This is a genomic window from Enterobacter cloacae complex sp. IR5384 (assembly GCF_049237265.1).
Lineage (GTDB): Bacteria > Pseudomonadota > Gammaproteobacteria > Enterobacterales > Enterobacteriaceae > Enterobacter > Enterobacter cloacae.
This window is the reverse complement of record NZ_JBMKHJ010000014.1, coordinates 23055-42437: the sequence shown is the minus strand read 5'-3', so window position 1 is coordinate 42437 and position 19383 is coordinate 23055. Positions and strand designations below refer to the sequence as shown.

16 protein-coding genes and 1 pseudogene are annotated in these 19383 nt (G+C 55.5%); 6 read left to right on the top strand and 11 right to left on the bottom strand.

Features of this window, described 5'->3' with window-relative positions; translation table 11 throughout:
- Nucleotides 1-117 precede the first annotated feature (117 nt).
- From thyA to rppH, 4 genes are all read right to left on the bottom strand, one after another.
- The gene (gene thyA / locus ACOTX3_RS13365; protein ID WP_013098550.1) at nucleotides 118-912 is read right to left on the bottom strand and encodes a thymidylate synthase; all 795 of its coding nucleotides are present in this window, start codon (nucleotides 910-912) and stop codon (nucleotides 118-120) included.
- A 6-nt stretch (nucleotides 913-918) separates the two neighbouring features.
- Nucleotides 919-1794, bottom strand: coding sequence for a prolipoprotein diacylglyceryl transferase (gene lgt, locus ACOTX3_RS13360; protein ID WP_013098551.1), 876 nt, complete (start codon nucleotides 1792-1794; stop codon nucleotides 919-921).
- A 347-nt stretch (nucleotides 1795-2141) separates the two neighbouring features.
- Complete coding sequence (gene ptsP / locus ACOTX3_RS13355; RefSeq protein WP_020689338.1) at nucleotides 2142-4388, bottom strand: phosphoenolpyruvate--protein phosphotransferase; 2247 nt, start codon at nucleotides 4386-4388, stop codon at nucleotides 2142-2144.
- 12 nt (nucleotides 4389-4400) lie between these two features.
- Complete coding sequence (gene rppH, locus ACOTX3_RS13350; protein ID WP_013098553.1) at nucleotides 4401-4931, bottom strand: RNA pyrophosphohydrolase; 531 nt, start codon at nucleotides 4929-4931, stop codon at nucleotides 4401-4403.
- A gap of 442 nt (nucleotides 4932-5373) precedes the next feature.
- On the opposite strand from rppH, the pseudogene ACOTX3_RS13345 reads away from it, so the two are divergent.
- From ACOTX3_RS13345 to ACOTX3_RS13330, 4 genes and pseudogenes are all read left to right on the top strand, one after another.
- Nucleotides 5374-5460 (top strand): annotated as a pseudogene (locus tag ACOTX3_RS13345) (hypothetical protein); the annotation flags it as partial.
- A 154-nt stretch (nucleotides 5461-5614) separates the two neighbouring features.
- Complete coding sequence (gene mutH, locus ACOTX3_RS13340; RefSeq protein WP_127869224.1) at nucleotides 5615-6307, top strand: DNA mismatch repair endonuclease MutH; 693 nt, start codon at nucleotides 5615-5617, stop codon at nucleotides 6305-6307.
- Nucleotides 6308-6435: 128 nt separating this feature from the next.
- On the top strand, nucleotides 6436-6654 hold the full coding sequence (locus ACOTX3_RS13335) for a YgdI/YgdR family lipoprotein (RefSeq protein ID WP_013098555.1): 219 nt from the start codon (nucleotides 6436-6438) through the stop codon (nucleotides 6652-6654).
- A gap of 132 nt (nucleotides 6655-6786) precedes the next feature.
- Complete coding sequence (locus ACOTX3_RS13330) at nucleotides 6787-7827, top strand: NADP(H)-dependent aldo-keto reductase (RefSeq protein ID WP_013098556.1); 1041 nt, start codon at nucleotides 6787-6789, stop codon at nucleotides 7825-7827.
- Nucleotides 7828-7917: 90 nt separating this feature from the next.
- Here ACOTX3_RS13330 and lplT read toward each other — a convergent pair whose 3' ends face one another.
- Nucleotides 7918-9111 carry a lysophospholipid transporter LplT gene (gene lplT, locus ACOTX3_RS13325; protein ID WP_023620430.1) on the bottom strand — a complete coding sequence of 398 codons (1194 nt, stop codon included), beginning with the start codon at nucleotides 9109-9111 and terminating at the stop codon, nucleotides 7918-7920.
- Complete coding sequence (gene aas / locus ACOTX3_RS13320; RefSeq protein ID WP_038420521.1) at nucleotides 9104-11263, bottom strand: bifunctional acyl-ACP--phospholipid O-acyltransferase/long-chain-fatty-acid--ACP ligase; 2160 nt, start codon at nucleotides 11261-11263, stop codon at nucleotides 9104-9106. The genes lplT and aas overlap by 8 nt, the downstream gene beginning before the upstream one ends.
- A 422-nt stretch (nucleotides 11264-11685) precedes the next feature.
- On the opposite strand from aas, the gene galR reads away from it, so the two are divergent.
- Nucleotides 11686-12702, top strand: a complete 1017-nt coding sequence (galR, locus tag ACOTX3_RS13315; protein ID WP_127869223.1) for an HTH-type transcriptional regulator GalR — start codon at nucleotides 11686-11688, stop codon at nucleotides 12700-12702.
- Here galR and ACOTX3_RS13310 read toward each other — a convergent pair.
- The 4 genes from ACOTX3_RS13310 to ACOTX3_RS13295 form a co-directional block, all read right to left on the bottom strand.
- Complete coding sequence (locus tag ACOTX3_RS13310; RefSeq protein ID WP_040021659.1) at nucleotides 12663-13139, bottom strand: GNAT family N-acetyltransferase; 477 nt, start codon at nucleotides 13137-13139, stop codon at nucleotides 12663-12665. The two genes, galR and ACOTX3_RS13310, sit on opposite strands and share 40 nt — an antisense overlap.
- Nucleotides 13136-13909, bottom strand: coding sequence for a GntR family transcriptional regulator (locus tag ACOTX3_RS13305; protein ID WP_013098561.1), 774 nt, complete (start codon nucleotides 13907-13909; stop codon nucleotides 13136-13138). Before ACOTX3_RS13305 ends, ACOTX3_RS13310 begins: the two co-directional genes overlap by 4 nt.
- A 90-nt stretch (nucleotides 13910-13999) precedes the next feature.
- Nucleotides 14000-15427 (bottom strand): glycoside hydrolase family 1 protein, encoded by a 1428-nt coding sequence (locus tag ACOTX3_RS13300; RefSeq protein WP_048970632.1) that lies wholly within the window; start codon nucleotides 15425-15427, stop codon nucleotides 14000-14002.
- Between the two features lie 7 nt (nucleotides 15428-15434).
- Nucleotides 15435-16760, bottom strand: a complete 1326-nt coding sequence (locus ACOTX3_RS13295; RefSeq protein WP_013098563.1) for a PTS sugar transporter subunit IIC — start codon at nucleotides 16758-16760, stop codon at nucleotides 15435-15437.
- Nucleotides 16761-17060: 300 nt separating this feature from the next.
- Between ACOTX3_RS13295 and ACOTX3_RS13290 the strand changes: the two genes are divergently transcribed.
- A complete protein-coding gene (locus ACOTX3_RS13290) occupies nucleotides 17061-18098 on the top strand; it encodes a LacI family DNA-binding transcriptional regulator (RefSeq protein WP_023620433.1) in 1038 nt (345 codons plus the stop codon).
- On the opposite strand, the gene lysA is transcribed toward ACOTX3_RS13290, so the two are convergent.
- Entirely contained in the window at nucleotides 18068-19330 is a 1263-nt protein-coding gene (gene lysA / locus ACOTX3_RS13285; RefSeq protein WP_040021662.1) for a diaminopimelate decarboxylase, read from the bottom strand. The genes ACOTX3_RS13290 and lysA overlap by 31 nt on opposite strands.
- Between the last annotated feature and the right edge of the window lie 53 nt (nucleotides 19331-19383).

Here is a 19383-nt window from a genome sequence, read left to right as displayed (position 1 = left end):
AGAGAATGTTATCCGTTGCAACGCGTTGCACGCCGACTGGATAACGCCTCGGGGAACAGAGTACAGACGAAAAAAAACCGGCGCGTAAATGCGCCGGTTATGTAACGATTTGCCGTATCAGATTGCGACAGGCGCTTTGATGCCCGGATGCGGGTCGTATCCCTCAATCTCGAAGTCGTCAAAGCGGTAATCGAAGATCGATTCCGGTTTACGTTTGATAATCAGCTTCGGCAGTGCACGCGGCTCACGGGTCAACTGGAGATGCGTCTGTTCCATGTGGTTGCTGTACAGGTGCGTATCCCCACCGGTCCAGACAAAATCGCCCACTTCCAGATCGCACTGCTGGGCCATCATATGTACTAACAGCGCATAGCTGGCGATGTTAAACGGCAGGCCGAGGAAGACATCGCAAGAGCGCTGGTAAAGCTGGCAGGAGAGTTTGCCATCAGCCACATAGAACTGGAAGAACGCATGGCACGGTGCCAGCGCCATTTTATCCAGCTCACCCACGTTCCAGGCAGAAACGATAATACGGCGCGAGTCCGGGTCGTTTTTCAGCTGGTTCATCACGGTGGTGATCTGGTCAATATGGCGGCCATCAGGCGTTGGCCACGCACGCCACTGCTTGCCATACACCGGGCCCAGATTGCCGTTTTCATCTGCCCATTCATCCCAGATGGAGACGTTGTTTTCGTGCAGATAGGCAACGTTGGTATCGCCTTGCAGGAACCAGAGCAGTTCATGAATGATCGAGCGCAGGTGGCAGCGCTTTGTCGTCACCAGGGGGAAGCCTTCTTGCAGGTTGAAGCGCATCTGGTGGCCAAAAATGGAGAGCGTGCCGGTTCCGGTACGGTCATTTTTCGGCGTGCCCTCGTCGAGCACTTTTTTCATCAATTCAAGATACTGTTTCATGGTTCCTCAGGAAAGTTGTTGCTGTGGACGACGACGATACGCCCAAATCATCATAATGGCACCCGCGACGATCATCGGAATGGAGAGGATTTGCCCCATGCTGATGTACTGTACCCACTCGCCGGTGAACTGCGCATCCGGCTGGCGGAAGAACTCAACGATGATACGGAACGCACCGTAGCCAATCAGGAACAGGCCGGAGACAGCCCCCATCGGGCGCGGTTTGCGGATAAACAGATTCAGGATGATAAACAGCACCACGCCTTCCAGCGCCAGCTCATAGAGCTGAGACATGTGGCGCGGCAGAACGCCGTACGTATCAAAAATGGATTGCCATTCAGGATGAGACGGCAGCAGCGCCAGGTCTTCCGCGCGCGAGCCCGGGAACAGCATAGTAAAGGAAACGCTCGGGTCGACACGTCCCCACAGCTCGCCGTTGATAAAGTTGCCCAGACGACCAGCCCCCAGACCAAACGGAATCAATGGCGCGATAAAATCCGATACCTGGAAGAAGTTGCGTTTGGTGCGTTTGGCAAAAATCACCATCACCAGAATCACACCAATCAGGCCGCCATGGAAGGACATCCCCCCGTCCCAGACGCGGAACAGATAGAGCGGATCGTTGAGGAATACCGGGAGGTTATAGAACAGGACATAGCCAATACGCCCACCAAGGAACACACCGAGGAAGCCCGCGTAAAGCAGGTTTTCGACTTCGTTTTTGGTCCAGCCGCTGCCAGGACGACTGGCGCGACGGCCAGCAAGCCACATAGCAAAAATGAAGCCCACCAGGTACATCAGACCGTACCAGTGAAGCGAAACGGGTCCTACTGAGAAAATGACCGGATCAAATTCCGGAAAATGCAGATAACCACTGTTCATCTGTCACCACAAGATGTTGTTATTCCGCTGAAAGTGGACAGCGGTAGAGATGCGCCCCGGCGGTCAGCAGAGGCTCCAAAGTTGCGAATCATAGCACAAGGCGGACGCGGAGGATGCGCCAGAGATGTAAAAGATGTGTATAGAGGATGGTGTGGGATGTTGCCCTCTCCCACGGGGCTGAGGGATCCCCACAGAAAAATTACGCACGGACGGTTCCCTCTCCTCCTGGGAGAGGGCTGGGGTGAGGGGGAACATACAGCTCTGGTGGTCATTCTGAGAGCTGCGTTATTGCTTCTGTTTATGAACCATTGTGGATCCCTCAGCCTACAGGAAGAGAGAGAAAGACCTCAGCGGCCACCGCGGATCAGGCCGCCCATGCCGCGTCGCTCCATAAACGCGGCGACCTGATGACGCACTTCTGTTGCCAGCTGCGCTTCAAGACTGCGCTCGGCCAGCTCGCGGGCATCCTCGATGTCAATATGGCGCAGCAGGTACTTCACACGTGCGACAGCGCGGCCGTTCATCGACAGATGGCGATACCCCAGGCCGATGAGGATCGCAACGCACATTGAATCCCCGGCCATTTCGCCACACAGCCGCAAATCGATACCGTATTGCTCCGCTTCGCGGGCAATCATCGCCAGCGCCCGAATGATGGCCGGATGCAGGCTGTCATAAATACTGGCAACACGCGTGTTGTTACGATCGACGGCCAGAATATACTGCGTCAGATCGTTGGTCCCGACAGAGATAAAATCGACCCGGTTCGCCAGTTGCGGCAGCATGAAGACCATGGATGGCACTTCGAGCATTACCCCGATCCGCGGTTTGGGGATCGCGTAACCGATCATCTCTTCGACTTCACGGCCTGCACGTTCGATCAACCGTCGCGCTTCGTCGATCTCATCAATGCTGGTGACCATAGGCAGTAAAATGCTGAGGTTCCCGGTCGCCGCATTCGCGCGCAGCATGGCGCGCACCTGGATCAGGAAGATCTCAGGCTGATCCAGCGTAATGCGGATCCCACGCCAGCCCAGGCACGGGTTTTCTTCACTGATTGGCATATACGGCAGCTGTTTATCCGCCCCAACGTCCAGGGTACGCAGAGTAACCGGCTTGTCGTTAAACATCTGCAACATGCCCTGATACTGTGCAACCTGCTCCTCTTCTGAGGGAAAGCCGCTTTGCAGCATGAACGGGATTTCTGTGCGATATAAGCCGATGCCATCAATGCGGCTCCCGAGCTTCTCTTCATGCTCGGGGCTTAACCCTGCGTTGAGCATAACTTTGATGCGCTCGCCGCTTTTAAGCTGTGCAGGCAGGTCGACGTCATCTTCCGCCAGCTTGCTTAATTCATTCTCTTCACTGATAAGGCGCTGGTATTCCTGGAGCAGTACCGGCTCAGGATCGACCAGGAGCTCACCGCGATAGCCATCCACCACCAGCGTGCGTCGGTGCAGCACCGAGGGCTGAATATCGGCCCCCATAACGGTGGGGATACCCAGGGCACGAACCATAATAGCCGCATGGGAGTTAGCTGCGCCATCGCGCACCACCACACCTGCCAGCCTGTCCTGCGGCAGCTCCGCCAGCGTGGTCGCGGACAATTCATCGGCAACCAGTACAAAGCGTTTTGGCCAGGCATTCGGCCCCTGGATCGTGTCATCAAGGTGGAACAGCAGTCGCTGACCGAGTGTACGTAAATCTCCCGCACGCTCTTTCAGGTAACCGTCTGTCAGTGCGGCAAATTGCTCTGCAAATTTTTCGATGACCTTTTTAACGGCCCATTCCGCTACGGCACCTTTATCAACCTCGGCAAAAAGCTCACGGCGCAGACGTGCATCGGAGAGCAGGTGCGAATAGAGGTCAAAAATGGCCGCCGTCTCTTTTTGCGCCCCGGCGGCAAAGCGTTTGCTGTAACGCCGAAATTCGTTGGCTGCCTCTTCCAGCGCCGCGGTGAGGCGCTCGCGCTCAAGTGCTTCATCCAGCGTTGAGGCTTCGTACACCTGCTCCATCAGCGGCAGGGTGGCGTCCATCCAGCCTTCAGCAATCGCCACGCCAGGCGAGGCCGGCAGCGCACGAATACGCGTGTGACGGTACTGCCCAAACAGGGCGGCAAGCTGAGACTGAGAGAGGATCGCAGCCATCTGCGTGGCTAGCGTCACGAGGAAAGACTCTTCGCTTTCGTCATACTGACGCAGTTCGCGCTGCTGAACGACCAGTACGCCAAGCAGTTGACGACGCTGGATGATCGGTACGCCCAGGAAGGCGCGGAAACGCTCTTCTTTTACGGAGGGAATGTATTTAAAGCTGGGGTGCTTTTGCGCGTCGGCAAGGTTGATGGGTTCAGCCAGTCGCCCCACCAGGCCTACGATACCTTCATCAAAGGCGAGCGTAACGGTACGACCACGTGGTTTTTTTAAACCACGGGTCGCCATCAGGTAGTAGCAACGTCGGTCATGATCGGCCAGATACACCGAACAGACTTCAGTTTCCATCGCAAGACAGATGTCAGTGACCAGAATATTCAGCGCCTCGTTCAGACGAGGCGCACTGGCCACTTTCTCGACTATTTCTCGCAAGCGGGTGAGCATGATTTGCGTAGCTTAACCTCTTTTACGTCGCCAGGCAGGTGCGCTCTGCGGCTTAGGCGGGATCTCCTGAAGCTGCATGACAACACTTGCGAACTCTTTCATCACCCTACGGTAAACATCGCGTTTAAATGACACGACCTGACGAACAGGATACCAGTAACTCACCCAGCGCCAGCCATCAAACTCCGGCGTACTGCTGGTTTGCATATTGATATCTGAATCGTTGCCCACCAATTGCAACAGAAACCACTTCTGTTTCTGGCCGATACAAACCGGCTTTGTGTCCCAACGCACCAAACGTTTCGGTAACTTGTAACGCAACCAGTTGCGGGTCGAAGCCAGGATGCGAACATCTTTTCGGCTTAAACCGACCTCTTCAAACAGCTCCCGGTACATCGCTTGTTCTGGGGACTCCCCTGGGTTGATCCCGCCTTGCGGAAACTGCCAGGAGTGCTGACCATATCGCCGGGCCCACATCACCTGGCCCTGACGATTACAAATTACTATTCCTACGTTCGGGCGGTAGCCATCGTCATCAATCACCGGACTACCCCAAACTAAATCTGATATATGAATGATTGTTTCACACTACAGGGAGGCGGTAAACCACTCTCTTACAGGCCTGCAACCTAATAACATTTGAATAACTCACAAATATGCGCAGAGTTATAAACAGATAAGCGGCAACAAGGGCAATTTTATTCACCTTTTCTGTGGATATAGTTGTGAAGAAGTGTGGAATTACCGATGAACAACCTGAAGAGCCCTTCGCTACACCGTGTCACCCGCTGAAAACATTCCTATAATATTCATTTAATTAGCTCTGTTTTTAGCGCCCCAGGAAAGAATTACGTGACGATCATCACACCTGTGATCGTTATGCTGATGAAAGATCGAACAGCGTCGGTTTTATCCACAGATTGTGCCAATAAGTTAGGCACAATTTGTGTGAAAATTCGATTTTCGTCGCACGTCAAGGCTGTAAATTGAAACAGTAGTCAGGGTTATTCCCAGTTATCCCACTTTTCTGTGGATAACATGGTGTAAGATCCTGTTTATTGTCAGTGACCAGAATTGAACAACCCGTTTTTCGTTTCATAAAGAACGGTCTTTCATGACTAAAAAAACCTAAAAATCATGCACATGGCATATTCGTACAGAAAAAGTTAAACTCTATCCACAGGGGATAGTTTCTTAGTTTATTTTTTAATCAAAAGGTTGCCGTCATGCTTGCGCTTTCACCCATGCTTTCTCCGCCAACAAGCGAAGCCCAGTTGCTTGGGCAGGCGCAGCGTCTGGCGGGCTTTTCGCTTGGCGAACTGGCAGCGATGGCAGGGTTGCCGATCCCAAAGGATCTGAAACGGGATAAGGGCTGGATCGGCATGTTGCTTGAGCTGTGGCTGGGGGCTAGTGCGGGGAGTAAACCCGAGCAGGATTTTGCGGCTCTGGGCGTTGAGCTAAAAACCATCCCCATAGACCGTCTGGGAAAGCCCCTTGAAACCACCTTTGTCTGCGTGGCGCCGTTAACCGGGAATACCGGCGTGACGTGGGAAACCAGCCATGTTCGCCATAAACTCAAGCGCGTGCTCTGGGTTCCGGTTGAGGGTGAACGCCAGATCCCGCTGGCTGAACGCCGGGTAGGCGCGCCGCTGCTCTGGAGTCCCGATGAAGATGAAGAGCGGCAGCTAAGGCTGGACTGGGAAGAGCTGATGGATATGATCGTCCTTGGACAGGTAGAGCGCATCACGGCCCGACACGGAGAAGTTTTACAGCTGCGTCCGAAAGCGGCCAACAGCAAAGCCCTCACCGAGGCTATTGGCGCCAAGGGCGAACCGATACTCACGTTGCCGCGCGGCTTTTATCTCAAAAAGAACTTCACAGGTGCGCTGCTGGCTCGCTATTTCTTACTGAAAACATAGTTTTTTACTCATTTTGCGAACTATCAAACATAATCGACGGGGATTTAAGATTTTCCCCCTTTCTCCTTTCGATATATCAGGTTAATACTACACTATGATTTGATACGAGCCAGGTGAGGACGATAACGATGAAAAAATGGGCAGTGTTGATTTCAGCAGTGGGTTTAGCGTTTGCGGTATCGGGCTGTAGCAGCGATTACGTTATGGCGACGAAAGATGGCCGGATGATCCTGACCGACGGTAAACCTGAAGTCGACGATGATACTGGCCTGGTCAGCTACCATGACCAGCAGGGTAATAAAATGCAGATCAATCGCGACGAAGTTTCGCAGATTATCGAGCGATAAACAGATAAAGGTCAGTGGCTTGCTGGCCTTTTTGATTTTTTTCTTCCCCTTTTGCTTCCCCTCTGCCATGTTTATATTCCTTTGTCGGGAGGTTCCTGACGTGGTCTGTATTTCTAATGAAGGAAGCCGGCTATGCATTATCACCGTATCCCCCACAGCGCTCTGGAAATAAGCCAACTGGGGTTGGGCACGATGACATTTGGTGAACAAAACAGCGAAGCCGATGCCCATGCACAACTCGATTATGCCGTCAGCCAGGGCATTAACCTGATTGATGTTGCTGAGATGTACCCTGTACCGCCTCGTCCGGAAACGCAGGGGCTTACCGAAACCTACGTCGGCAACTGGCTCGCCAAACGCGGGAATCGCGAAAAGCTGGTTGTTGCGTCAAAAGTCAGCGGCCCCGCACGCAACAACGATGCCGGGATCCGTCCAAACCAGATCCTCGATCGCAAAAATATCCGCGCCGCGCTGGATGCCAGCCTGAAGCGCCTGCAAACCGACTATCTCGATCTCTATCAGGTTCACTGGCCGCAGCGCCCCACCAACTGCTTTGGAAAGCTGGGCTATAGCTGGAATGAGAGCGCCCCGGCCGTTACGCTACTGGAAACGCTGGAAGCCCTGGCCGAATGCCAGCGAGCGGGAAAAATCCGCTACATCGGTGTCTCTAACGAAACGGCCTTTGGCGTGATGCGCTATCTGCACCTGGCGGACAAACATGACCTGCCCCGCATCGTCACCATCCAGAACCCATACAGCCTGCTCAACCGCAGCTATGAAGTGGGTCTGGCCGAAGTGACGCAATACGAAGAGGTGGAATTGCTCGCCTATTCATGTCTGGGCTTTGGTACGTTGACAGGGAAATACCTGAACGGCGCGAAACCTGCCGGAGCGCGTAACACCTTGTTCAGCCGCTTTACCCGCTACAGCGGTGAGCAGACACAAAAAGCCGTGGCGGCCTATGTGGATATCGCGAAACGTCACGGTCTTGATCCAGCTCAGATGGCCCTGGCCTTCGTGCGTCGTCAGCCGTTTGTTGCCAGCACTCTGCTGGGCGCAACGACCATGGAACAGCTGAAAACGAATATCGAGAGTTTCCATCTGAATCTAAGTGAAGAGGTATTAGCAGAGATTGAAGCGGTGCATCAGGTATACACCTACCCGGCACCGTGATAAAAGCAAACGGCAACCTGGTTGCCGTTTTTAATGTTTGCGCCCTCTCCCGTAGGAGAAGGCCGTGGTGAGGGCGTCAGGCCGCTCTTATCAACGGCGACGCTGCCAGAGCCATAATCCTGTAATCGCCAGCGCAAACAGCGCACCGAATCCTACGCCAATCCCCACCACCGGCACACCGACTTTAACGGCCAGCGAATAGAGCCCCAGCATTAACAGCATCGCCAGGTTTTCACCGAGATTTTGCACTGCAATGGCATTCCCTGCGCCGACGGTCTGCTTGCCGCGTTCCTGCAACAGCGCATTGAGCGGCACAACGAAAAAGCCCCCCAGAATACCAATCAGGACAAGCAGCGCGTAGGCGGGTAGCAAGGCGTGCTGCAGCGAGAAGATAAGCACCACCACGCCAATCAGGATCCCCGCAGGCATGCAGCGTGCAACGGTCTCAAGCGTCACCAGCTTCGCCGCCGCGCCAGCCCCAACGACAATCCCAATCGCCACCATTGCGTTAAGATAAGTCGGTGTCGCATTGTCAGTAATCCCCAGCGCCACCGGCACCCACAGCACCAGCAGAAAACGCAGCGTGACGCCTGCGCCCCAGAACATGCTGGTGCCCATCAGGGAGAAGCGCGTTTCACCGTTACGCCATAGCACGCGGCAGGCGTTGAAGAAACTGCCTGTCATAGGCGTAAAGCGCCAAGATTGCCCCGGGCGAGCCACCGGCAATTTTGGAATAAACAGGTTGGCTACCACCGCCCCGCCATAAACTACTGCACACACGCTCAGCGCCGCCAGCACATGCCAGTCAGCCAGTACGCCCCCTGCGACAGAGCCGAGCAGGATCGCCGCAATGGTAGAGGACTCCATCAGCCCGTTGGCTTTCACCAGCTTATCGCCGGTCGTGAGTTCCCCCAGGATGCCATACTTCGCCGGGGAGTACGCCGCTGCGCCAATGCCCACCAGCGTGTAGCCGATAAACGGGTTAATACCAAAACAAATACTGGCGGCGCCCAGCAGTTTCAGGCCGTTCGCAAACATCATCACCCGGCCTTTCGGGAAGCTGTCCGCCACCTGTCCGACAAACGGAGCGAAAATAATGTAAGCACCCACAAACACCATCTGCAGGATGGGCTGGCTCCAGTCTGGATAAAACTCGGCCTTCAGCAATGCCAGGGTGGCAAACAGTAACGCATTGTCACCGAAGGCAGAGAGAAACTGGGCGGCAATGACCGCCATCATGCCCTTCGACCAGAGTGAAGTGTTAGTGTGTACTGACTCACGCATTTTGCTGTTCCGCCTCGTCAACCATACCCTTCAGGGTCACGAAATCAGGCTTCCCGCTGCCCAGCACCGGAAGCTGCTTCAGGTAACGAATATCGCGCGGTACCGCCAGCTCAGGAATGCCATGTTCACGCGCATGCTGTAGCAACCGGTCGCGTTTCAGTTCGCTGTCGGTGGTGAACAACACCAGCGCTTCGCCTTTGCTGGCATCGCTCTTCACAACCGTAGCATGCAGCTTGTCAGCGGATACCGCTGTCGCCAGTTGCTCAACCATCTCCAGCGAGACCATCTCACCCGCAATTTTGGCGAAGCGTTTAGCCCGGCCCTGGATCTGCACGAAGCCCTGTTCATCGAAACGGACAATATCTCCGGTGTCATACCAGCCCGTCTCACTCTCGCCATTGACGTTTTCCGCCGTCGGCACTTCCAGCACGCCCGGATTTTCCACTCGCAGATAACCGTTCATCACGTTTGGCCCCTTGAGTTGCAGACGGCCACCGTCCTCAATGCCAGGTACCGCCAGCAGACGCGCATCCATTCCCGGCAAAATACGGCCCACCGTCCCCGGCTTCGCCGCCATCGGCACGTTGATCGAGACCACCGGCGCGCACTCAGTAACGCCATAGCCTTCAAGAATGCGCAGACCAAACTTGTCCTGCCAAATCTGGCGCGTGCTCTCCTGCAGTTTTTCCGCCCCGGCCACCACATAGCGCACGCGGTAAAAGTCATACGGATTGGCAAAGCGCGCGTAATTACCGAGGAAGGTTGAGGTGCCAAACAGCACGGTGCAGTTACGGTCATACACCAGCTCCGGCACAATGCGATAATGGAGCGGGCTTGGGTAAAGGAACACTTCGGCACCGGTCAACAGCGGGGTAAAAAGCCCCACTGTCAGACCAAAGGAGTGGAACAGCGGCAGCGCCGACATGAACCGGTCATTGGCGGTAAAGTCAGCAATACTTTTAATCTGCTCCACGTTTGCCAGAATGCTCTTGTGACTGTGAACCACCCCTTTCGGGTTTCCCTCTGAGCCAGAGGTAAAGAGGATAATGGCGTCATCTTCCGGCTGCTGTTTGACCTGGGCCAGACGCGGCATCAGCAGGTGAGCGAAAATCCACAGCTTGTCACCCGTCGTCACATCCGCTTTCAGATCTTCCAGGAAGACCCAGCGTACCTGCGTCAGCTGCTCCGGCAGGTGCCACAGCTTGCCTTTATCGAGGAACTGGCGCGAGGTGAAAACGGTATTGATTTGAGCCGCGGTGATGGCGCTGGTCAGCCCTTTTACGCCCGCCGTGTAGTTCATCATCGCCGGGATACGGCCCCGGGAAACCGCGCCAAAAATCACCGCCGCGCTGATCCCGGCGTTCGGCAGCATCAGGCCAATCTTCTCGCCTTTCTGGCTATATTTCTCAAGAATACGTCCCACGAACAGGGTTTTGGTCAGCAGCTTGCGATAGGTGTCCGGGGTGAAGTTAATGTCTTCAATGCAGTTTTTCTTCGCGCCATAGCGGTACTGCGCCGACAGCAGAGACTCATAGAGCGTTTCGCGCGGGCGGACGGCCATCCGCGCTTCCATCATGATCTGGTGCAGCATTTCACCGGCGATTTTACGGCGGTCGCGCGCACGCGGCGCGTCGGGCATCGGTAATGAGGTTGGCGGCAGAATATGCAGGGTAATTTTCGGGAACAGGCGCTGCTTCACTAACCCTTTCAGACGACTGAAATGGGTGAGCTCCGCCCCTTCAATACGCAGTGGCACAACGGTCGCTTTTGACTTCGCCGCCACAAACCCTGCCCCGTCGTAGATTTTCATCAGCGAGCCGGTGACCGAGATCCGCCCTTCCGGGAAAATCACCACCGGACGTCCCTGCTCAACCAGACGTACCAGATGTTTAATCATCATCGGTTTTGTCGGGTCGAGCGGCACAAAATCAATCAGCGGGGTGAGCCAGCGCATGTACCACTGCTGACTAATGGAGGTATAGACCGCAAACACCGGGCGCACAGGCAGAAACAGCGCCAGCAGGATGCCGTCGATAAAGGAAACATGGTTTGGTGTGATAAGTACGCGCTCGCCGCGGAGCGCCGTTGCATCGCCCGTTAAGCGGACGCGAAAGAGGATACGGAACAGTGTGCGAAAGAACCCAAAAAGCATCTCAACTCCCTTTGCCAGCCAGTGTGAAGGGTAAGTAAATGGTGGCAGATTACACGAGAAGTGGTACAGGAGCGACAGCAAAAATAGAGGCGAAAAAAAACCTGCGCATCCGCGCAGGTTGGTGCAAGAGATGAGTACGAAACCGTACTAAGAAATCTCACCAATCAATACCTCTGGGATCTCAACTTTATCAATGTCGTCTTCTTTCCCGCTATCGGACAATCGCAACAGCCTGAGGCAAAGTGTAACTAAAGGTTCAGATTGACATTATTCCGACATGTCTGGCCGTGTAACGATTACACCGCCGGGGTTGTGCTGCGTCACGTTTGTGGAGAGGGAAAGTGCGCCCCCCTTGAATGCACGGCGCTTTTCCGCAACACTTATTGGCGTGTAAACGCTTACCCCCACTAAGAAGGTAATGAATGGCGACAATAAAGGATGTGGCCCGTCTGGCAGGTGTTTCCGTCGCGACCGTGTCGCGCGTGATCAACGACTCCCCAAAAGCCAGTGACGCATCACGCCAGGCGGTGCAAAACGCCATGGAATCTCTGAACTACCATCCTAATGCTAACGCCCGTGCGCTCGCTCAACAGTCAACCGAAACCATCGGGCTGGTTGTGGGTGATGTCTCTGACCCCTTTTTCGGCGCCATGGTGAAAGCGGTTGAGCAGGTTTCTTATCAGACCGGGAATTTTTTGCTGATCGGCAATGGCTATCACAATGAACAAAAAGAACGCCAGGCTATCGAGCAACTGATCCGCCACCGCTGCGCGGCGCTGGTTGTCCATGCCAAAATGATCCCCGACGCCGAACTCATTCATCTGATGAAGCAGATCCCCGGCATGGTGATCATCAACCGGATTATTCCCGGGTTTGAGAAACGCTGCGTGGCGCTCGACGACCGCTACGGTGCCTGGCTTGCCACCCGCCATCTGATTCAACAGGGTCACACCCGCATTGGTTATCTCTGCTCAAACCACCCCATTTCCGATGCCGAAGATCGCCTGCAGGGGTATTACGATGCCCTGCGCGAAAACGGTCTGCCGTGCAATGACCGGCTGGTGGCTTACGGTGAACCCGACGAGAGCGGCGGCGAACAGGCAATGACAGAGCTGTTAGGACGTGGAAGGAACTTCACCGCTGTCGCCAGCTATAACGACTCAATGGCAGCCGGAGCTATGGGGGTGTTAAATGACAACGGGATTGAGGTGCCGGGAGAAATTTCCCTTTTTGGCTTCGATGATGTGCTGGTCTCCCGCTACGTGCGCCCTCGCCTGACCACCGTCCGCTACCCCATTATCACCATGGCCACGCAGGCGGCCGAGCTGGCGTTAGCACTCGCCGAGCAGCGTCAGCCACCGGAAATCACCCACCTGTTTAGTCCAACGTTAGTGCGCCGTCACTCTGTTGGGGCACCCGCCGAAGCCCCGGACGAATAGCGATAGAGATGTACCGTTTTGTCCGGGTACTCCAGCGCATCGCCGATATACTGCCAGCCGTAACGTTCGTAGAAGTCACGGCAGGCAGACCAGAGATGCAACGTGTCATACCCGGCCTGTGCGGCATAGTGGATAACATGCTTTTGCAGCAGCCCCGCCAGCCCCTTGCCTCGCGCCGCGTCATCCACATACAGGGCTGCCAGCCAGGGGCAAAGATCCTGTCGGGTAATCAGATCGCAGCGCCAGAGCCCTACGGTGCCTACAAGCTGTTCGTTCTCCAGGGCAATAAAGGTCAGCGGTAATGCGCCCGGCGTCTGACTGTGCTCAACAATACTGTGGAAAAACGCCCGGGGCAGACCGTCGCCAAAGGCCTGCCAGATCCAGTCGGTCACCTGCTCCGCATACTGCGGTGCGGCGTAGAGCGGCAGAATAGTCATACCAGCTTCCCCTGGAAAATAGGCACAGATTCAAAGAGATAGCCGTCAAAGTCCGGCGCGTCTTCGTCTGAGAGTTCAAGTAAGCTTTTTTTCACGTTTTCCAGATGCTGGAACATTGCCTGCCAGGCGCCCATGACGTCACGGCGGCGCAGCGCGGCCAGGATGGTTTGCCGGTCACCCAGCCATTTCAGGCGGTACGCGCGGCTGGCGATGTGGCCATTAAACTGCTGCCACAGCGGACTGCTGTCCATGTGATGCCAGATACTCTCCACCGTCGCCAGCAGCATCTGATTTTGCGTCGCGCCCGCCAGGACCAGATGGAACATCTTATTGTTGTCCTGACTATTATCGTCGGCGGCAATCGCGCGTTGCTCCTGCTCGATAATACGGCGCAGATTGTCGATGTCTGCACGGGTCGCCATTTTGGCGGCAAACGCGGCAATATTGCTTTCGAGGAGCTGACGGGCCTGTAAAATCTCAAACGGCCCCACGTCGCTATTGAGAAAACGCTCTTCTTCGTTTTCATGCTCTTCGGGGATGCGCATCACATAAACACCGGAGCCCTGGCGAATATCCACCGTGCCCTGCAACTCCAGCATCAGTAAGGCCTCACGCACGATGGTGCGGCTTACGCCGTACTTCTCGGCAATATTGCGCTCAGGAGGAAGGCGCGAACCAACGGGATAGTGCCCCTGGATAATCTGCGCCCGTAAATCCTCGCCAATTTCCTGGTACTGTTTTTTTTCCGGCAGGATGACAGCCTTATCCACGTTTTCACCTGTTTTTTCAGTTAATGCGCAGACCGGGCGTCCTCCCGGCCAGTTTGTGCGCTATTTTACCAGAACCGGCATGCTTTTCGCCTACTTCCATTCATCATCAACCTGAAGCGTGAGCCTCCGCGTATCGCGTAGCTGCCGGAACCAGAAGGCTGATTTTTTTGCTCGTCGGGCACGCTGGTTATCCAGATCGATCTCAATCAACCCGTAGCGGTTTTTAAACGCGTTCATCGGCGAGACGTTGTCGGTAAATGCCCACAGCATATAGCCATGGCAGTTCGCCCCCTCCTCCCGCGCCAGCAGCGTGTAGTAGAGGTGTTCGCTGATGAAATCGATGCGGTAAGTGTCGTCGATAATCCCATCGCGATTGCGAAATTGCGCTTCGTTTTCCACTCCCATTCCGCTTTCCGCCACAAACCAGTCGATATTGCGATAGTCTTTTTTAATCCGCATCGCCATGTCGTAAATAATGCGCGGGTAGATCTCCCAGCCGCGGGAGTGGTTCATGCGCCGCCCCGGCAGTTCAAACGGCTCGTAGTAGTATGCCGGGTGGAATGGCGTGTCCGGATGCCAGGCGCGGGAAGGTGCCTTCACACGGTGCGGGTAGTAGAGGTTAATCCCCAGTTCGTCGACGGTGTTATCCGCAATCAACGCCAGCTCGTCCGCGGTGTACTCCCACTCAACCTGATGCTGCTCCAGCAGGGTAAAAAGCTCTGCGGGATAGCCCCCTTGGACCAGCGGGTCGAGGAAGACACGGTTGTAGAACAGGTCATACATCTCAGCGGCCCGCACGTCATGCGGTGCGCGGGAGCGGGGATAGGTCACTTCAGGGTTGAGAATACAGCCCACAGAACCGCGATGGTCTTTCTCGCGAAACAGCTTCACCACCTTTGCCGTCGCCAGCACCTTATGGTGATTCCACTGCATCCACGTGCCGGTGTTCTGCTCATATGGCCAACGCAGCGCGTCCAGAAACACGCGGGTCTGGACGACAATCGGCTCGTTGAAGGTAAACCAGCGGGTCACTTTACCGTGGTAGCGTGCAAAGACCTTTTCCGCATAGAGGACAAACAGCTCAACCACATGCTTTGACGCCCAGCCGCCGTAGGTATCCAGCAGCACGCCCGGCAGTTCGTAATGTTCGAGGCAGATCATCGGCTCAATGCCCTGACGGTGCATCTCATCGAACAGCGCGTCGTAGTAGGCAGCGTACTCTTCATCCACCGTCGCGTTTTCGTAGTCGGTTAAAAAGCGTGACCAGTTAATCGAGGTGCGGTAGTGCGTCAGCCCCGCCTGCTTCATCAGGGCCACATCCTCGCGAAAACGGTTGATAAAATCGGTCGCCACCGCCGGGCCATAGCCGTTGTGCCAGACGTGACGGTCATTCTTGTACCAGAGATCGATCCATGAATCCTGCCCCGGCTTTTTACCGCTCCAGCCTTCGGTCTGCCAGGCCGATGCGGCCGCGCCGAGAATAAAATCCTGCGGTATGGCTATCTGTTTTGTGCTCATCGCATCCTCACGGGTTGTCAGTGGCCTGCTGCAGCGCGGCCTGCTCTGCGCGGCGTGAAGCGATTTTCACAAACGGCAGATAGATAATCACCGCCGTCACAATGCAGATGAGCTGGGTGATCACCGCCCCCATCGAACCTGCCGTAGAGAGCCAGGCGTTGATCAGCGGCGGCGTCGTCCACGGCACCATCACCACCGCTTTACCGGCAAACCCGGTCACGGTGGCGAAGTAGCCGATGGAGCCCGTCACCAGTGGAGTGATAATGAAGGGAATGGCGAGGATCGGGTTAAGCATGATTGGCATACCGAAGATCACCGGCTCGTTGATATTAAAAATCCCCGGGCCGATGGAAAGCTTGGCGATCTCTTTCATCTCTTTGCGTTTGGTGGCAATCATCACCGCGATCAGCAGGCCGATAGTCAGGCCCGAACCGCCGATGCTCATATATACATCCCAGAACGGCATGGTGATGATGTTCGGCACCTCTTTACCCTGCTCAAACGCGCTCATGTTGACGGTGATCGCCCCCAGCAGCAGCGGCTCGCGGATCGGCTTGATCATCTGGTTGCCGTGGATACCAATCACCCAGAAAAGCTGTGCAACGAACATCAGCAGCAGGATCCCAGGCAGACTTTGCACCACCCGCTCCAGCGGCTGTTGCACCACCTGATACACCGCGTCGTAGAGATACATCCCGGTGATCTGATGAAACACAAACCCCAGCGTGGCAATGGCAGTGGTGGTAATAATCGCCGGGATCAGCGCGGAGAACGACGCGGCCACGTTAGGCGGCACGGTGTCCGGCATTCGGATCTTCAGCCCCGGGCGGTTCTCCAGCCAGCAGTAGATTTCAACGGACAGAATGGCGATAAACATGCCGAGGAACAGGCTGCGGGTATCTGAGAACTGGCGCAGCAGCACATCTTTCACCACGTGCATTTCGCCATCCACCAGCATCTCTACGGTGGTGGGCGTCACGCAAATAAAACAGATCACCGCCAGCAGCCCCGGGAAAAGGGATTTGATACCGTTGATGCGCCCCAGCTCAATGCCAATCAGGAATACCGCGCCAATGTTGAGGAAGTTCAGCGTGGCGTAATTCAGCGCGCTGGTGATCGGCTTTAGCGCGGCGAGGAACGACAGCGAAGAGAAGCTCGCCAGGCCGTTTTTCGGATCCAGCACCATATTGGAGATCAGCACAGAGAACGCCCCAACGATGATGACCGGCATTAAGGTAATGAAGGCTGACTTGATCGCCATGATATAGCGATAACTGTTGAATTTAGTGGCGAAACTGCCCAGAGCGTCGATCAGTTTTTCCTGCAATGCCATAGGGTATTACCTCAGTAAAAGGGCTTTTATTGAATAAGGTGTACAGCCGGATACTATTGGCATACCAAAAATAGCTTTATGAGGGTAATGGTTCTGTGATTAAGCTCTCAACACCACCAGCGGTATTCCAGATCGTGATTTATGACCAATTTGGTATACCAATTGCAGCAATTTCTTCGGTTCTGACAGATCGTTACTGAAAAGCGTGATCGTGATGGACGTTTTGCCCTTCCCGCGTCGCTTATGCGCCGGATGGTCTGTGTTAAACTGCAGATCGTTACGTGGAATCAGGAATGTCTAATGGCAACAATGCTGGATGTCTCACTGCGCGCGGGTGTATCAAAAGCCACGGTATCGCGCGTGCTGAACGGCACAGGTCAGGTCAAAGAGAGCACGCGTCAGCAGGTGTTCGCGGCAATGGAAGAGCTGGGGTATCGCCCGAATTTTCTCGCGCGTTCGCTGGCTAACCAGACCAGCAACAGCATTGGTCTGGTGGTCTCAACCTTCGATGGCTTTTACTTTGGCCGCCTCCTTCAGCAGGCCTCCCGGCAGACCGAAACGCACGGGAAGCAGTTGATCGTCACCGATGGTCATGACGCGCCGGAACAGGAAGAACAGGCGGTACAGATGCTGGCCGATCGCAAGTGTGACGCCATTGTGCTCTACACGCGGTACATGAGCGAAAAAGCGATCATGAAGTTGATCCACTCCGTGCAAACCCCGCTGGTGGTCATCAACCGGGAAGTCAGCCAGGCTCCCGATCGCTGCGTCTTCTTCGAACAGCAGGATGCCGCCTTTAAGGCCGTGGATTACCTGATAAACCAGGGCCACCGGGAGATCGCCTGTATTACCGTCCCTATCCACACCCCTACCGGTAAAGCCCGCCTGATGGGCTACCGTAAGGCGCTGGAAAAGCACGGCATTCGTCTGGATGAGCGGCGGATTAAGTACGGCGATGCGGGCATGACGCGGGGGTATGAGTTGTGCAGGGAGTTGATTGCTGACGGTGTGCCGTTTAGCGCCCTGTTTGCCTGTAACGATGATATGGCGCTGGGAGCGTCCAAAGCCTTGCACCAGGCAGGGCTGAAGATCCCGCAGGATATTTCACTGTTTGGCTTTGACGATGCGCCCAGCGCAAAATGGCTGGAGCCTGCGCTCTCATCGGTCTATCTGCCGATAGATAATATGATTGTCACGGCCATCGACCAGGCGATCCGGCTGGCAAAAAACCAGCCGGTAGAAGCGATCCCGCCGTTTACCGGTACGCTGGTACTACGCGACTCGGTAACCACGGGGCCATATTTTACTCAGACGAGTTCCAGCGCCAGCAGCTCCTGAATGGTCTGGCGGCGACGGATCAGCCGTGCCTTGCCGTTATCAAACAGCACTTCCGGCAGCAGCGGGCGGCTATTGTAGTTAGAAGACATCGATGCCCCATAAGCGCCGGTATCGTGCAGCACCAGATAATCCCCGGGTTTCACCTCCGGCAGCGCGCGGGTTTCTACTTTACCCCCTTCCTGCTGGGTAAAGACATCGCCCGATTCACACAGCGGGCCTGCGACAACCGTATCAATACGTGGGGCGTCGGTTAAATCGCGGCCATCGGCGGCGAGCGCTGAAATATGGTGGTAGCTGCCATACATGGACGGACGCATCAGGTCATTAAAGCCCGCATCAATCAGCACGAAGTGGCGCGATCCCATCTCTTTCACGCTACGCACCTGAGCAACCAGCACGCCAGATTCCGCCACCAGGAAACGACCCGGTTCAATTTCGAGCTTCACCGGATGCCCCACATGCGCGGCCACTTTGTCGCGGGCGGCGCTCCACAGGCCGTAATAGTGATCGGTATCGATCGCCTCTTCCCCTTCACGATAAGGAATCGAAAGGCCGCCACCGGCGGAGATCGCCTCCAGATCCTGCCCAAAGTCGATAACCTGACGCACCATCGCGCCGCACACCTGTTCCAGGTGACCGTAATCCACGCCCGAACCAATGTGCATATGAATGCCCACCAGCTTCAGGTTGTAACGCTGTAATACCTCCAGGGCGGCGGGCATATCGGCATACCAGATGCCGTGTTTACTGTTTTCACCGCCAGTGTTGGTTTTCTGGCTGTGACCATGGCCAAAACCGGGGTTCACACGTAGCCAGACGCGGTGGCCGGGGGAAACCTGTCCAAGCTGTTCCAGCATATCCACAGACCCGGCATTAACCGGGATCTGCAGTTCATGCACGCGGGCAAGCGTCGCGTCGTCGATCAGATCCGCAGTAAAGACAATTGCGTCAGGATCGGTTTTAGGATCGAAGCCAGCCGCCAGCGCGCGCTCGATTTCACCCAGCGACACGGAGTCAACCTTCACGCCCTGCTCGCGCATCAGGCGCAGGATATGGATATTGGAGCACGCCTTCTGGGCAAAACGCACCACGTCAAACTGATGCAGCGCAGCAATCTTCTCGCGAACGATTTGCGCATCGTAGACCCATACCGGGCAGCCAAACTCGGCAGGCAGGCGCAGCAGGTTATCGGCATTTAAATCGGTGTCAGTCTGGTTAAGCGGGCGTGGCATGGTCTTCTCCGGGTGGTCATCTTTTTTATGATTACGCCACAGCAGAAAGAGAA